We start from the raw sequence: 14535 nt of genomic DNA, 5'->3' as shown, positions 1-14535 counted from the left end.
ATGGATATCTCTGTAGTCATACCTCTGTTAAACGAAGAAGAATCGCTACCTGAACTGGCCATGTGGATCGACCGGGTAATGCAGGAAAACCATTTCAGTTATGAGATCGTTTTTGTAGACGATGGCAGTACGGACGACTCCTGGCGGGTGATCGGTGATCTCCGCGAAAAAAACCCCTATATAAAAGGCATCAAATTCCAGCGCAACTATGGCAAATCCGCCGCGCTGAATGAGGCGTTCCGCGTAACACAGGGCAATGTGATCATTACCATGGACGCGGACCTGCAGGACAGTCCGGATGAAATTCCGGAATTGTACCGCATGATCGCAGAAGACCGGTACGACCTGGTGAGCGGATGGAAAAAGGTGCGGTACGACAATACGCTTACCAAAAATATTCCTTCAAAATTCTTCAACGCCGTTACCCGGAAAGTTTCTAAAATAAACCTGAACGACTTTAATTGCGGTCTGAAATCCTATAATAAAAAAGTGGTAAAGAGCATTGAGGTCTATGGGGAAATGCACCGTTATATACCGGTACTGGCCAGATGGGCCGGTTTTAAAAAGATCGGAGAAAAAGTGGTGGAGCATCGTAAACGCAAATATGGCGTGAGCAAGTTCGGATGGGACCGTTTCATCAATGGGTTCCTGGACCTGCTGTCCATCACTTTTGTGGGAAAATTCTCAAAACGCCCCATGCATTTCTTCGGCATATGGGGAATGCTCTTTTTTATGATCGGCTTTTTTTCCGCATTGTACCTGGTCGTCGCAAAGATCGTCAGTCCCGACTTCTCCATCTCCAACCGCCCCGGTTTCTATATTTCTTTAACCGCTGTCGTCATTGGCGTACAGCTTTTCATGGCGGGTTTTATCGGAGAACTGATTTCGCGGAATGCTCCGGGACGCAACAGCTATTTAATTGAGGCCAAAACAGGATTGGATTAATTTTGTTGCAGATTTCCTGCTGAACAGGGTTCTGTTGAACAGAAACCTTTTAGCCGGCCCGTTCCGGTAAGGCAGGCGATGAACTTGTATTTATGCAGAAAGTAATCATCATAGGGCCAGCCCATCCTTTGCGGGGCGGCCTGGCCACCTTCAATCACCGGCTTGCAAAAGCATTTGCCGATAGCGGCTACGATTGTTCGATCTGGTCCTTTTCATTACAATATCCCTCTTTTCTTTTCCCCGGAAAATCGCAATATACGGATGATCCCGCTCCGGAAAAGATCACGATCCATACCCGCATCAACGCCATCAATCCGCTCAACTGGATACAGGTAGGCAGTGACATTGCAAAAGCAGCCCCGGACATCGTGGTGGTGCGCTACTGGCTGCCCTTTATGGGTCCCGCCCTGGGAACGATCCTTCGGCGCATCCGGAAAAATAAAAAAACAAAGATCATTTGCATTGCGGACAACATCATCCCCCATGAAAAAAGACCCGGCGATATTCCGTTCACCAGGTATTTTGTAAAAGCCTGCGACGGGTTTATTACCATGAGCGAAAAGGTACTGAAGGATCTGCGGCAGTTCACCCAAAAAAAGGCATTGCTGGTTCCGCATCCTTTATATGATACGTTCGGAACGCCGGTTTCCAAAACAGAGGCCCGGGAGCATTTGAAGCTTCCTCCCAACGGGAAGATCCTTTTATTCTTTGGGTTCATCCGGAAATACAAGGGGCTGGACCTGCTGCTGGAAGCGATATCAGCCATCAGCAGGCAGCCGTCAGCGGGCAGCGACCAGACATCAGAAATCTCAGATCTCAAATTATTGATCGCGGGAGAATTCTACGAAGACGAGGCCGCCTATCAGGCCCTGATCGACAGGCTGGATATCCGGGATCTGCTGATCCTGAGGACCGGTTTCATTCCGGACAGCGAAGTAAAATATTATTTATGTGCCGCCGACCTGCTGGTACAGCCCTACCGCAATGCCACGCAAAGCGGAGTTACACCGCTGGCTTATTATTTTGAAAAACCCATGGTGGTAACCAATGTAGGCGGGCTGCCGGCCCTGGTCCCTCATATGAAAAGCGGGCTGGTAGCAGAGCCGGAAGCGGCGTCCATTGCGGGCGCCATTCTTGAATTCTTCAGATTAGGAGAAACCCATTTTATTCCACATCTTCGCAGTGAAAAGGAAAAATATAGCTGGACCAATCTTGTCAATGCCATCATTGACCTGGTTCCATAAACGGATAATGAATGATTCACAGAAGTAAAGCACCTTTAAGGATCGGGCTGGCGGGCGGAGGCACCGATGTAAGCCCATATTGCGATGAATTTGGCGGCGCCATTCTCAACACCACCATTTCTTTAAATGCCAATGCCACCATCGAGCGGACCAGCGATGGTAAAATTTGTCTGGAGGCGTTGGACCGGGATGAGCAAGCCTGCTTCGACTGGTCGGAAAACCTGCCGCTAAACGGGCATCTCGACCTGTTAAAAGGCGTGTACAACCGGATCCAGAAGGATTATCCTTTTAATAACGGGGGTTTCCGGCTGAGCACTTATGTAGACGCGCCGGCAGGCTCCGGCCTGGGCACTTCATCCACCCTGGTAGTGGCCATAGTGGGCGCCTTTGTGGAAATGCTGCAATTACCCCTGGGCGAATACGATATTGCACACTATGCCTATGAGATTGAGCGCAGTGACCTGCAGCTGGCAGGTGGCCGCCAGGATCAGTATGCGGCCACTTTCGGAGGCGTGAACTACATGGAGTTTTACAACAACGACAAGGTTATTGTAAACCCTCTGCGGATCCGCCAGCGGTACATCGACGAGCTGGAAAACAACCTGTTGTTATATTACACCTCCACCAGCAGGGAATCTGCCAAGATCATCATTGAACAAAGCAAAAATGTTACCGCAAAAAAAAGCGGGTCCATCGAGGCCATGCACCACCTCAAACAACAGGCCCAGATGATGAAAGAAGCCCTACTGAAAGGACAGCTGGACGAGATCGGCCGGATCCTTGACATCGGTTTTGAGCAAAAACGCCGCATGGCCGCCGGTATCAATAACGAGCTCATCGATACCATTTATGAAACAGCTAAAAAGAATGGTGCCTCCGGCGGTAAGATCAGCGGTGCCGGCGGTGGCGGTTTTATGATCTTTTATTGCCCCGGCAATACCAAATATAAAGTAAGGACCAGCCTTCAGCAATTTGGCGGTCAGTACCGCAACTATCAATTTGTAAAACACGGTTTAAAAACCTGGACAGTTTAATTATGAACAATCAAATCAAAGCTCTGGTGCAGGCTTCCATCGATGTAAAGAAACAGGTATTGGAAAACGAACCACTGTTACAAACGGTGGCCGGAGTGGTTAATACTATTGTAGATGCCTTCCGGAATGGCAACAGTGTATATTTCTGTGGTAACGGAGGAAGTGCTGCAGATGCCCAGCACCTTGCGGCAGAATTCAGCGGCCGGTTTTATAAAGACCGCAGGGCCCTGCCCGCAGAAGCACTGCACTGCAATACATCTTATCTTACGGCAGTGGCTAACGATTACAGCTTTGACGTGATCTACTCCCGCATCATTGACGGGATCGGCAAACCGGGCGATGTCCTGATCGGGCTGAGCACTTCGGGCAACTCTCAAAATATTGTACGGGCTTTTGAGCAGGCAAAAGCAAAAGGCATGACCACCGTCGGGTTTACGGGCGCCAGCGGTGGCATCCTGAAAACCGCTTCCGATTTCCTCCTCAATATCCCATCGGCCGATACGCCCCGCATACAGGAATGCCATATGCTGTTAGGACACAGCATTTGCCAGCTGGTGGAAGAACAATATTTCGGATAAGCACGCCGATGCCTGGCTTTTTTCGTTTGATATGATGATGGTATAAATCCCAAATCTCAAATCCCAAACAGATCGTATGCTTCAAAAGCGCCTTGAAGGCAACTGGAAAGACGGAATGGAAGCCATTGTGCTGGCCGGCGGGCTGGGTACCCGGCTGCGCGCGGCGGTGCCCGATCTGCCCAAATGCATGGCCCCCGTTGCGGGTCGGCCTTTCCTGTATTATGTGATCCGTTATTTACGCCGACAGGGTATCCAGCGCATCATCTTCAGCCTGGGCTACAAACACGAGTTTATTGAAGATTATCTTGCAAAGGCCTTTCCCACACTACAATACGATTGTTGTATTGAAGATGAACCATTGGGTACGGGAGGTGCCATTCAGCTGGCATTGCAAAAAACACAGAGCCCCGATGTATTTGTGGTGAACGGGGATAGCTTCTTTGCTTTTGATGCCCGGCAGCTTATTAAAGTTCATAAAGATTCCGGGGCAGCCTGTACCCTGGCGCTGAAGCCCATGCAGCATTTCAGCCGGTATGGTGTGGTTACGTTGGATGACCACCAGTGCATCCGGAGTTTTAAAGAAAAACAATATTATGAGGCCGGGCTTATCAATGCGGGTACTTATCTCATCAATAAAGAACAACTGCTGCGAGAAGGTCTGCCTGCCAAATTCTCTTTTGAGAAAGATTACCTGGAAGCCGGTGTGGAAGCAGGCCGCTTTTATGGCGCCGCAGGAGATGGATATTTTATTGACATTGGCATTCCTGAAGACTATAACCGTGCCCAAAAAGATTTTGAAACCCCTCCGTTCAGCCTGTCGCAACTGACAGAAGAATGGACCCTGTTTCTGGACCGGGACGGCGTTATCAACGAGGAAAAGCCGGACAGCTATGTATTTCATGAAGGGGAGTTCCGGTTCTATCCCGGTGTTCCGGAAGCCATTCACCGGTTCACTCACTATTTCCGGCACGTCATTATCGTAACCAACCAGCGGGGCATCGGTAAGGGACTGATGGAGGAAAAAGCATTACACGGGATCCACCGGTTATTAAACGATGAGGTAAAAAAGACCGGCGGCCATATACCCGCGATCTATTATGCTACAGCGATCGACTCCCGCGATTTTTTCCGTAAGCCCAATCCCGGTATGGCTTTACAGGCGACTGAAGATTTTCCGGATATCGATCTCACGAAGTCGGTAATGGTCGGCAATAACATTTCGGACATGCGTTTTGGCCGGGGTGCCGGCATGCGCACCATTTATCTTACGACCACCAATGCGTCTGAAACATTACCCCACCCCGATATCGATCTGCAATTACCGGATCTGAAGACACTGGCAGTGCAGCTTCCCTGATCACAGGTGCAGATAGTAGGGGGATAACAACGCCTTAAATTCAGGTGTATATTCATTTCTTTCACGGATCACGATCCGCTCCTCCCGGCAGGCACTTTTCCTGAACGCACCCGACACCAGGATCCGGAACGGGGCATGTTTTTCGGTTTGCTGCACATAACAGCAGGAGTTGCAGTGCAATCCCATCGTTTCCAGGTACCGTATCAGTTCCGTATGCCTCTTTGCCGGCAGCAACAGGAAAAAGGTTCCTTCTTCTGCCAGTTGTCCCCGGATGAAATCAAGAAGATCAGACAGCAGGAGCCCCTCATTGTGATGGGCAATATTTCTGTTCCGTTGCCCGCCCTTCAGATCATGCTCATAGAAGGGCGGGTTACTGACAATGGCATCATATTTCCTGTCAAAAACATGCGCTAAAACATCCCCCTGTATCAGCCGGATCGAAGCATGCCAGGCCGTTTGCGCGATGTTCGCCGCCGCCTGCACATGATCGGTTTCCTGTAGTTCAATGGCGTCGATCGACCGGTTCCCGGCCTGTGCGATCATCAGCGTGAGCAAACCCGTTCCTGCGCCCACATCCAGCACGGTTTCGGCTGCTGCCGGCAGGTGCTGAGCCACCCAGGCCCCAAAAAGACAGGCATCGGTAGTCACTTTCATCGCGCAGCGGTCCTGGTAGATCGTAAACTGCTTAAAACGGAAATACGGATTGGGCATACGCAAAGATGAAGAATATTATCAATTATATTTGTGAACAGATACCGGTCATACAAATAAATTTCCTGTAATACCGTTCCCGCCGGCCAGGCTGAGAAGCACAGGTCATAGGCGCATATTTCTGCATAGATCAGCGGAAATTCATGATACGAACAATTTATTACCGGCCGGTTTCAGGGTCTTTCTTAAAGAAAGACCTCCAATAACAAAAACGGAATCTGAGCTACTCAGCTCTTTTGCCGTTTATTATAAATCCGTAGATTAATGGATCGTAGTATAAAGAAAGTCATCATCGTAGGCCAGGGCATCAGCGGCACGTTTCTTTCCTGGTTCTGTTACCAGGCCGGCCTCGACTTCATCGTTATCGACGAGCCGAGATCCCATACTCCGTCCAAAGTAGCAGCGGGGATCATCAATCCCGTTACCGGGCGGCGGGTGGTAAAGGTATGGCTCGACGATCTGATCCTTCCCTTTGCGGCAGCTTCATATGATGCCGTCGGCAATTTCCTCAGCGTGAACGGCATAACCCGGACATCCATCATTGATTTTTTTCCCAACCCGTTCATGAAAGAAAGCTTTCTCAAAAAGCTTGCGCAAAAAGAAGATTATATATCCCTGCTGGAAAATGAAGGCCCCTATCCTTCCTTTTTCAATTACGAATTTGGCATCGGGGTTATTGAGCCTGCCTATATCGTGCACCTGCAGCTGCTGCTGCCGGCATGGCGTGCCTTCTTAAAAAAAGAGCACAAGCTCATGGAAGAGCCGCTGAATTTTCCGGAGCTGAAGGCGGAAGAACAGCGGATCCGTTATAAAGACGTCACCGCCGGCACACTCATTTTTTGCGACGGTGCTGCTGGGGCCGGCAATCCCTATTTTGCAACGCTGCCTTTTGCATTGAACAAAGGCGAAGCATTGATCCTCGAGATCCCCGGCCTGCCCCCGGACCATCTTTATAAAAAGTCGATGCTGCTGGCCCCCATGGCCGAGCCCGGGTTCTTCTGGGCAGGCACCAACTATATCTGGGATTTTGAAAACGAAAATCCAACAGAAAGTTTCCGGCAATCGGCAGAACAAACATTAAAGCAATGGCTGAAAATGCCGTTCAGAACTGTCGATCATAAAGCCGCTGTACGCCCCGCTACCGTAGAGCGCCGGCCATTTGCCGGTTTCCATCCGGTTCACACCAACATCGGCATTCTCAACGGCATGGGCACCAAAGGCTGCTCCCTGGCTCCCTATTTCGCGCACCAGTTGGTAGCACACCTGTTGCACCGGCAGCCCCTGCTTCCGGAGGCGGATATTGCACGGTTCAGCAGGATACTTCATCGAAACAGTCCATAACCCCCACCAACACCTCCTGGCCTATAAAGGTTGTTTTAGAAGCTGCTTAAAAACGATCCGCGAGAATCTTTATCGTCACAAAAAGGTAACGGCTTTTTATCACCTCTACTTAGGGTTCCGCTGTAGCCGCCGTCTGTAAAAAACAGGGGGAAGCGATCATTTTAGTAAAAGAGGCATGGCCTCGAAAGATCCGGCAAGAACAGGTTTCAACCCATTTACAAGTCCAAAAGAGCAACAGAGAGCCATGGGACCGGGGCATAATGATCCGTGCCAATGGCACTTATGAAATGATGGCCTCGTTAAAGCTGCGCTTTAACGACAACGACGCGCCGGATGGCGCTTATATGGAGCATCAAAATGCTGTTTTCAAACAACTCCTTAACGATAAAATTAATCATTTGATTAAAAAGTTTGTTTAAATCATTTCTTTTTACCAACTTTGTGCTGCAATGGCAAAAAAGAAGCAGGAAACGCTGTCCTCCGAGGAAAAGATAAAGGAAGCAGCCCGGAAGGTTTTTATGGAAAAAGGCTATGCCGCAACCCGCACGAGGGATATTGCAGAAGCCGCCGGTATCAACCTGGCCCTGCTGAATTATTATTTTCGCAGTAAAGAGAAACTATTCGAATTGGTGATGCAGGAAAAACTGAGCAGCTTTTTTGGATTGATGCTTCCCGTGCTCCAGGACCCGGCCTCCTCGCTCAGCGACAAGATCCATACCATTGCAGACCGGTACATCAACATGCTGGCAGACAACCCGGATCTTCCCCTGTTTGTATTGAATGCCATGCGCAATGCTCCTAAAAAATTTGTGGCCATGCTGAAAGGTGCGGACCATGTGCTGCATTCCGTATTTGCCAGGCAGTTAAAGGAGCAAAACCCGGATGTGGCACCGGAACAATTGTTTATCAACATCATTGCACTCTGCATCTTTCCTTTTGCCATGCGTCCGGGGCTGGAAGTTCTCTCCCCGGAGATCGGGGTGCAATTCAACACGCTCATGGAAGAACGGAAGAAGCTGGTACCCAAATGGATGAAAGCGATGTTGAAAGTGAAATAATTTTTTTGTCCCGGTATTAATCAAATGATTAAATCAAACAATAAATCTTAAAATATGAAACGGTTGACATCCTGTGTCCTGCTGCTCCTGTCCGTCTGGTGTTCCGGACAGTCACTCAGCCTGGACGAATGTTATCAGCTGGCAAGAAAAAATCTTCCCAACATTAAAAAACAGGACCTGCTCCGCCAAAGCACCCGGTACTCCATTGAAAATACGGCCCGGTCCTGGTTGCCCCAACTGTCCGTCAGCGGCCAGGCCACCTATCAAACGGATGTAACCCGGATCCCGATAGCGCTGCCAGGCGTTCCCGAGCTAAGTAAAGACCAGTACCGCATACAGGGAGAAGTAACGCAGACGATCTACGACGGCGGCGTTGCAAAAAGCCAAAAGGCACTTTTAAGGAGTCAGGAAGCAACACAACTGCAGCAAATTGAGATCAGCTTCCAGGCGGTCAAAGAGCAGGTAACGCAATTATTCTTTTCCATTTTGTTACTGGATGCACAATGGAAGCAACAGGAAATTTATAAAGCGGGCATCGCATCTTCGCTCGAAAAGGCAACAGCGGCCGCAACGAACGGGACCGTTGCGCAAAGCAGTGTGGCCGAATTAAAAGCAGCACTGATAAACGCAGCTATGGGAAATACGGAGATCCAATCCGATCAAAAGGCCGTCCGGGAAACACTGGCCCTGCTGATCGGAATTCCGGTACCGGAACACCTGGTGCAACCCACTCCTCAAAAAACCGATTCCGAAATTCACCGCCCCGAGCTCCGGCTCCTTGATCTGCAGAAAAGCAATATTACCATACGGGAAAAAGCACTGTCGACCGGCTGGACTCCCAGGATCGCGGCTTTCGTGCAAGGGGGCTATGGCCGCCCGGCACTCAATATGCTCAACAATGCATTTGACGCTTTTGCCTTGGGAGGTATCCGGTTCAGCTTTCCGCTGGGCAGTTTGTACACCTATCAGAACAATAAAAAAATAATGGCGCTCGACCGCAGCGAGCTGGAAGCGGACAGGGAAACATTTTTACGCAATACAAAGACCGCCCTAACAAAAGAGACCAATGCAATGGAAAAATATAGCCGGCTGCTGCAACAGGACGACGAAGTCATTGCATTAAGAGCCCAGGTTACCCGGTCGGCCCAGGCCCAGCTGGAGAATGGTGTGATCACCACACATGAATACATTAACCAGCTAAACGCAGAGCACCTGGCAAGACAGTTAAAAAACCTCCACCAGGTACAATTGCTGCACGCACAGGTTAACTATCAAACCATTTCCGGAAATTAAACAGCACGAATATGAAATTCTATTTTCTCAGCGGACTTCTTTTAATGCTTCTTGCATGCAACGGGAACAAAAAAGATTTTGATGCAGCCGGCAATTTTGAAGCGGATGAGGTTATCGTATCCGCAGAACAGACCGGAACGCTTCTTCAGTTCGGCATCCAGGAAGGCGATGTGCTTCAATACCACCAGGTAGTCGGGCAAATCGATGTTGCGTTGCAAAAACTTCAGCAGGAGCAGACCCAGGCAACGATCAGCTCCCTTCAACAGCGGGTGGTATCTCCCCTGCAGGAGATACAGGTAGCACAACGCCAGCTGGCGGCGCAGGAAGCACATTTGCAAAACCTGGATAAAGAGCGGCACCGCCTGCAAAACCTCGTTACCGCCGCCGCCGCACCGCAAAAACAACTGGATGATATGGAGGCACAGATCACACAGGCAAAAAAACAAATGGCCGTCACCCGTCAGCAGATCCGCCTGTACACCGCAAATGCAGCTACAAAAAACAGGACCATCCTCAGCGAACGGGCGCCTCTTGAAAAAGCAAAGGCCCAGACACAATTACAGGTAGAAAAAGGCCAGATCATGAACCCGGTTGCAGGCACTGTGCTTACCAAATATGCCCTGCAGGGTGAAATGACCACCATCGGAAAACCACTGTATAAGATCGCCAACCTCGACACCCTCACGCTCAGAGCTTATATAACCGGCGATCAGTTACCGGCCCTTAAAATACGACAGCCGGTAACCGTTCGTATCGACAATGGCGATCAATCCTACAAAAGCTACACCGGGTCCATCAGCTGGATCAGTGACAAGTCCGAATTCACTCCCAAAACCATTCAGACCAAAAATGAGCGGGCCAACCTGGTCTATGCCATAAAAGTACTGGTCAGGAACGACGGCTATCTAAAAATCGGCATGTATGGTGAAGTGCTCTTCCATGAAAAAAAATAACCCCAATAGTGCCCCCGCAGCAGATCATGCAGATATGCCCATTATAGCAGATCATATAAGCAAAAGCTATAACAAAGGGGCAGTAAACGCATTGCGGGATGTATCGTTCGAGGTAAAAAAAGGGGAGCTTTTCGGATTGATCGGTCCGGATGGCGCAGGAAAAACAACATTGTTCCGCATCCTCACCACCCTCTTGCAGGCCGATAAAGGGCAGGCCCGGGTATCCGGATACGATGTGGTAAAAGACTACAAACAGATCCGCAGCTCAGTTGGGTATATGCCCGGTAAATTCTCCCTTTACCAGGATCTGACCGTTGAGGAGAATCTGACATTCTTTGCCACGCTTTTCGGAACAAGCGTGGCCGCCCATTACGAACTGATAAAAGACATTTACGACCAGATCAAACCCTTCAGCGATCGCAGGGCCGGAAAGCTTTCCGGTGGGATGAAGCAAAAGCTTGCCCTGTGCTGTGCGCTGGTTCACAGACCAACAGTGTTGTTCCTGGATGAGCCCACCACCGGCGTGGATGTAGTATCACGAAGAGAGTTCTGGGAAATGCTGCAGCAATTAAAACGGCAGGGCATTACCATACTCGTGTCCACGCCGTATATGGAGGAAGCGGTGCGCTGTGATCGCATAGCCCTTATCCAGAACGGGCAGCTCCTCAATATCGGCACGCCTTCACAGATCACCGATACCTTTCCTGTAAAACTATACGCGGTCAAAGCCGCATCGATCTATACCCTGTTAAAAGACCTTAGGTCCTGGACCCAGGCAGAAAGCTGCTACGCTTTCGGGGACCTGCTGCACGTAACGTTGGGGCCGCATACCGGCGATGACCTGGCATTGATCCGGGAATATGCAACAGCAAAAGGACATGACCAGGTAACCGTTCAACGCATCGCGCCTTCCATCGAAGACAGCTTTATACGGCTGACCACTACAAATTCATTGCAATATGGATCCGCAGATCAATCTTAAACCGTCATCGCCTGCCGCAGCAGGTGCAGCCATTGAATGCAAGGAACTCACCAAGAAATTCGGCGATTTCGTGGCCGTAGACCGGATCAGCTTCCATGTCAATCCAGGCGAGATCTTCGGTTTCCTGGGTGCGAACGGTGCCGGAAAGACCACAGCCATGCGCATGTTGTGCGGCCTCTCCTACCCAAGCTCTGGTCATGCTACCGTCGCGGGGTTTGATGTGTACCGGCAACAGGAAAAAATCAAACAACATATCGGGTACATGAGCCAGAAGTTTTCCCTGTACGATGATCTTACACCACTGGAAAATATAACCTTCTTCGGAGGGATCTATGGGGTTGCGGATAAGGTCATTAAAGAAAGGGGGCCCGCACTGATCCGGTCGCTCGGCCTGGAAAATGAAGCCTCCAAACTCGTGGGCGCACTGCCCCTGGGCTGGAAACAGAAGCTGGCGTTTGCCGTAGCGATGTTCCATCAGCCGCGGATCGTTTTCCTGGACGAGCCTACCGGGGGTGTTGACCCGGTAACCCGCCGCCAGTTCTGGGATATGATCTATGAAGCGGCCGGAACCGGCGTTACCATTTTTGTAACCACCCATTACATGGATGAAGCAGAATACTGCAACAGGATAACCATTATGGTAGACGGGAAAATAGAGGCGCTGGATACGCCCGCCCATCTGAAGCAGCGGTTCGCCTGCGACAATATGGATGAAGTATTTTACAGGCTGGCCAGGACCGCCCGGCGAAGCGACTCTTAAAGGCAGAGGGACCGGTTATGGATCGCCGCACGTAAATGATCGTTAATCAGCAAAAGAATGAAACAGCTATTCGTTTTTATCCGCAAAGAATTCTACCATGTCTTCCGCGACAGGCGCACGCTCCTCATCCTGTTCGGGCTGCCCCTGGTGCAGATCCTGCTGTTTGGCTATGCCCTGACGAGTGAAGTCAAAAATGCGGACCTTGTCATCATGAATGGTTCTGTTGATCCGCTGGCGCAGCAGCTTACCGCCAAGCTGAGATCGGCAGCCTTTTTCAATGTGCAGGAAAAGCAGCTATCCCCCACCGCAATAGAAAAAGAATTCAAAAAAGGCAATATCAAAGCGGCGCTGGTCTTCCCTTCCGGATTCAGCAGTGATTTTATCAAAGCGCGGCATGCAACGCTCCAGGTGCTTACAGACGGGTCAGAACCCAATATTTCAAAAACCATTGCGCAGTACATCAGTGCCATTGTACAGGACTTTCAGCGGGAGCACCAGGCAATGGCTCCCGCCCCCCTTACCATTACACCGGAACTGCGCATGCTATACAATGAAGAAGGAAATGGTTCCATTAACTATGTACCAGGCGTATTGGCGCTCATATTGATGATCGTTTGCACCGCATTGACCTCTGTAGCCGTTGTCCGGGAAAAAGAGACCGGTACCATGGAGGTCCTGCTCGTATCTCCGTTCAAACCGGTAATGGTATTGGTTGCCAAAGCAGTTCCGTTCCTGGTGCTGTCCCTGGCCAACTTCTCAATCATCCTGCTGCTGGCCGTTTATGTTTTAAACGTTCCGGTAGCCGGAAGTCTTTTATTGTTGTTTTTGATCACCTTGCTGTTCATTATCACCAGCCTTTCCTTCGGGCTGCTGATCTCCAATGCAACCAGCTCCCAGCAGGTGGCATTACTCATTTCAATGATGGGCCTGATGTTGCCTACCATCATTTTTACCGGGTTTATTTTTCCCCTGGAGAATATGCCGTTAATCTTCCAGTGGATCTCCAACCTCATTCCGGCCAAATGGTATTACGCGGCCGTAAAAGCGGTAATGCTGAAGGGACTGGGAATCGCATACGTCTGGAAAGAAATGCTGATGCTCTGCATCATGACCACGCTGTTATTAACCATCACTGTAAAACGGTTCAAAATCAGATTAGCATGAGAACACTTCGTTTTTTACTGCAGAAAGAGTTCCGCCAGATGTTCCGGGACAAGACCATCCTGGTCATGATGTTTCTGCTTCCGGTCATCCAGCTGGGAATACTGCCGCTGGCCATGGACCTGGATGTAAAGAACATCAACGTTGCGATCGTTGATCAGGACCACAGCGCCTACACACAGAAGCTGATCACCAAACTGGGTGCATCCGGTTATTTTAAGATCGTGACAGTAGCCCCGGCCTACAAGCAGGCCCTGTTCAGCCTGGAGAACGGCAAAGCCGATATCGTTCTTGAAATACCTCCCTCTTTTGAGCGCCATCTTATAAAAGAAGGCAACCAGTCCCTCAACGTTACTGCCGACGCCATTAACGGCACAAAATCCGGGATCGGCACGGCCTATCTGCTGGCCGTTATCAGGGACTTTAACCAGGACATCCGGCTCATGAGCAACAGACAGCCCGTGGCCCCGGCAATCATCGATATTGCTTCCTCCGCCTGGTTCAACCCTCATCAAAAGTTTACCTGGTATATTGTGCCGGGTGTATTGGTATTGCTGCTTACCCTGGTCGGAGGATTTCTTTCTTCCCTGAACATTGTACGGGAAAAAGAGATCGGTACCATTGAGCAGATCAACGTAACCCCCATAAAAAAATGGCAGTTCATTTTAGGAAAGCTGATCCCCTTCTGGGTGGTTGGCATGATCGTTTTGACCATCGGGCTGCTGGTAGCCCGGCTCTTTTACGGCATCATCCCACTGGGCAGTATCCTCCTCTTATACCTGCTTGCTGCGGTGTACCTGATGGCGTTGCTGGGCTTCGGATTGCTGGTATCCACCATCAGCAATAACCAATTGCAATCGATGTTTATCGCGTTCTTTTTTATCATGATCTTTGTCTTAATGAGCGGGCTGTTCACAGCCGTAGACAGTATGCCGGTTTGGGCAAGAACCATAGCCACCTTCCTGCCCATTACCCATTTTATGAAAGCGGTCCGCATGATCATCCTGAAGGGGAGCACCTTCAGTGATGTTTTACCGATCCTTGTTTTTGAATTATTGTTTGCAATTGGCCTCAATGCTCTCGCCATCCGCAATTACCGGAAAACACAATAAAGTACC

14 protein-coding genes are annotated in these 14535 nt (G+C 50.0%); 13 read left to right on the top strand and 1 reads right to left on the bottom strand.

Translation table 11 applies throughout. The features are described 5' to 3' along the window. From B160_RS0114270 to B160_RS31145, 5 genes are all read left to right on the top strand, one after another. Nucleotides 1-945 (top strand): glycosyltransferase family 2 protein, encoded by a 945-nt coding sequence (locus tag B160_RS0114270; protein WP_018628606.1) that lies wholly within the window; start codon nt 1-3, stop codon nt 943-945. A gap of 92 nt (nt 946-1037) precedes the next feature. Then, nucleotides 1038-2189: a glycosyltransferase gene (locus tag B160_RS0114265; protein ID WP_026309770.1), complete on the top strand. Its 1152-nt coding sequence runs from the start codon at nt 1038-1040 to the stop codon at nt 2187-2189. A gap of 11 nt (nt 2190-2200) precedes the next feature. Next, complete coding sequence (locus B160_RS0114260; RefSeq protein ID WP_018628603.1) at nt 2201-3223, top strand: GHMP family kinase ATP-binding protein; 1023 nt, start codon at nt 2201-2203, stop codon at nt 3221-3223. Between the two features lie 2 nt (nt 3224-3225). Further along, nucleotides 3226-3801: a D-sedoheptulose-7-phosphate isomerase gene (locus B160_RS0114255; protein ID WP_018628602.1), complete on the top strand. Its 576-nt coding sequence runs from the start codon at nt 3226-3228 to the stop codon at nt 3799-3801. Between the two features lie 76 nt (nt 3802-3877). Continuing rightward, nucleotides 3878-5158, top strand: coding sequence for an HAD-IIIA family hydrolase (locus tag B160_RS31145; RefSeq protein WP_018628601.1), 1281 nt, complete (start codon nt 3878-3880; stop codon nt 5156-5158). Here B160_RS31145 and B160_RS29175 read toward each other — a convergent pair whose 3' ends face one another. Then, a complete protein-coding gene (locus B160_RS29175; RefSeq protein WP_018628600.1) occupies nt 5159-5869 on the bottom strand; it encodes a tRNA1(Val) (adenine(37)-N6)-methyltransferase in 711 nt (236 codons plus the stop codon). 264 nt (nt 5870-6133) lie between these two features. Between B160_RS29175 and B160_RS0114240 the strand changes: the two genes are divergently transcribed. The 8 genes from B160_RS0114240 to B160_RS0114205 all read left to right on the top strand — a co-directional run bounded on the left by B160_RS0114240 (nt 6134) and on the right by B160_RS0114205 (nt 14529). Continuing rightward, the gene (locus B160_RS0114240) at nt 6134-7210 is read left to right on the top strand and encodes an NAD(P)/FAD-dependent oxidoreductase (protein WP_018628599.1); all 1077 of its coding nucleotides are present in this window, start codon (nt 6134-6136) and stop codon (nt 7208-7210) included. Nucleotides 7211-7659: 449 nt separating this feature from the next. Then, nucleotides 7660-8268 carry a TetR/AcrR family transcriptional regulator gene (locus B160_RS0114230; protein WP_018628597.1) on the top strand — a complete coding sequence of 203 codons (609 nt, stop codon included), beginning with the start codon at nt 7660-7662 and terminating at the stop codon, nt 8266-8268. Between the two features lie 54 nt (nt 8269-8322). Then, nucleotides 8323-9561 carry a TolC family protein gene (locus B160_RS0114225; protein WP_018628596.1) on the top strand — a complete coding sequence of 413 codons (1239 nt, stop codon included), beginning with the start codon at nt 8323-8325 and terminating at the stop codon, nt 9559-9561. Between the two features lie 11 nt (nt 9562-9572). Next, complete coding sequence (locus tag B160_RS0114220) at nt 9573-10514, top strand: HlyD family secretion protein (RefSeq protein WP_018628595.1); 942 nt, start codon at nt 9573-9575, stop codon at nt 10512-10514. Continuing rightward, nucleotides 10483-11496 (top strand): ABC transporter ATP-binding protein, encoded by a 1014-nt coding sequence (locus B160_RS29170; protein ID WP_245562221.1) that lies wholly within the window; start codon nt 10483-10485, stop codon nt 11494-11496. The genes B160_RS0114220 and B160_RS29170 overlap by 32 nt, the downstream gene beginning before the upstream one ends. Then, nucleotides 11474-12256 carry an ABC transporter ATP-binding protein gene (locus B160_RS29165; protein WP_018628593.1) on the top strand — a complete coding sequence of 261 codons (783 nt, stop codon included), beginning with the start codon at nt 11474-11476 and terminating at the stop codon, nt 12254-12256. Before B160_RS29170 ends, B160_RS29165 begins: the two co-directional genes overlap by 23 nt. A gap of 57 nt (nt 12257-12313) precedes the next feature. After that, nucleotides 12314-13420 (top strand): ABC transporter permease, encoded by a 1107-nt coding sequence (locus B160_RS0114210; protein ID WP_018628592.1) that lies wholly within the window; start codon nt 12314-12316, stop codon nt 13418-13420. Beyond that, entirely contained in the window at nt 13417-14529 is a 1113-nt protein-coding gene (locus B160_RS0114205; RefSeq protein ID WP_018628591.1) for an ABC transporter permease, read from the top strand. The genes B160_RS0114210 and B160_RS0114205 overlap by 4 nt, the downstream gene beginning before the upstream one ends. The last annotated feature ends 6 nt before the right edge of the window (nt 14530-14535 follow it).

The organism is Niabella aurantiaca DSM 17617 (assembly GCF_000374125.1).
GTDB classification, from domain to species: domain Bacteria; phylum Bacteroidota; class Bacteroidia; order Chitinophagales; family Chitinophagaceae; genus Niabella; species Niabella aurantiaca.
This window is presented reverse-complemented; position numbering and strand designations above follow the sequence as displayed.

Bases quoted from the DNA above. Each gene is read 5' to 3' on its own strand.
- B160_RS29165 (WP_018628593.1), top strand. From the start codon at position 11,474: ATGGATCCGCAGATCAATCTTAAACCGTCATCGCCTGCCGCAGCAGGT.
- B160_RS0114260 (WP_018628603.1), top strand. From the start codon at position 2,201: ATGATTCACAGAAGTAAAGCACCTTTAAGGATCGGGCTGGCGGGCGGA.
- B160_RS0114230 (WP_018628597.1), top strand. From the start codon at position 7,660: ATGGCAAAAAAGAAGCAGGAAACGCTGTCCTCCGAGGAAAAGATAAAG.
- B160_RS0114255 (WP_018628602.1), top strand. From the start codon at position 3,226: ATGAACAATCAAATCAAAGCTCTGGTGCAGGCTTCCATCGATGTAAAG.
- B160_RS0114270 (WP_018628606.1), top strand. From the start codon at position 1: ATGGATATCTCTGTAGTCATACCTCTGTTAAACGAAGAAGAATCGCTA.
- B160_RS0114265 (WP_026309770.1), top strand. From the start codon at position 1,038: ATGCAGAAAGTAATCATCATAGGGCCAGCCCATCCTTTGCGGGGCGGC.
- B160_RS0114225 (WP_018628596.1), top strand. From the start codon at position 8,323: ATGAAACGGTTGACATCCTGTGTCCTGCTGCTCCTGTCCGTCTGGTGT.
- B160_RS0114205 (WP_018628591.1), top strand. From the start codon at position 13,417: ATGAGAACACTTCGTTTTTTACTGCAGAAAGAGTTCCGCCAGATGTTC.
- B160_RS29175 (WP_018628600.1), bottom strand. From the start codon at position 5,869: ATGCCCAATCCGTATTTCCGTTTTAAGCAGTTTACGATCTACCAGGAC.
- B160_RS0114240 (WP_018628599.1), top strand. From the start codon at position 6,134: ATGGATCGTAGTATAAAGAAAGTCATCATCGTAGGCCAGGGCATCAGC.
- B160_RS0114220 (WP_018628595.1), top strand. From the start codon at position 9,573: ATGAAATTCTATTTTCTCAGCGGACTTCTTTTAATGCTTCTTGCATGC.
- B160_RS0114210 (WP_018628592.1), top strand. From the start codon at position 12,314: ATGAAACAGCTATTCGTTTTTATCCGCAAAGAATTCTACCATGTCTTC.
- B160_RS29170 (WP_245562221.1), top strand. From the start codon at position 10,483: ATGGTGAAGTGCTCTTCCATGAAAAAAAATAACCCCAATAGTGCCCCC.
- B160_RS31145 (WP_018628601.1), top strand. From the start codon at position 3,878: ATGCTTCAAAAGCGCCTTGAAGGCAACTGGAAAGACGGAATGGAAGCC.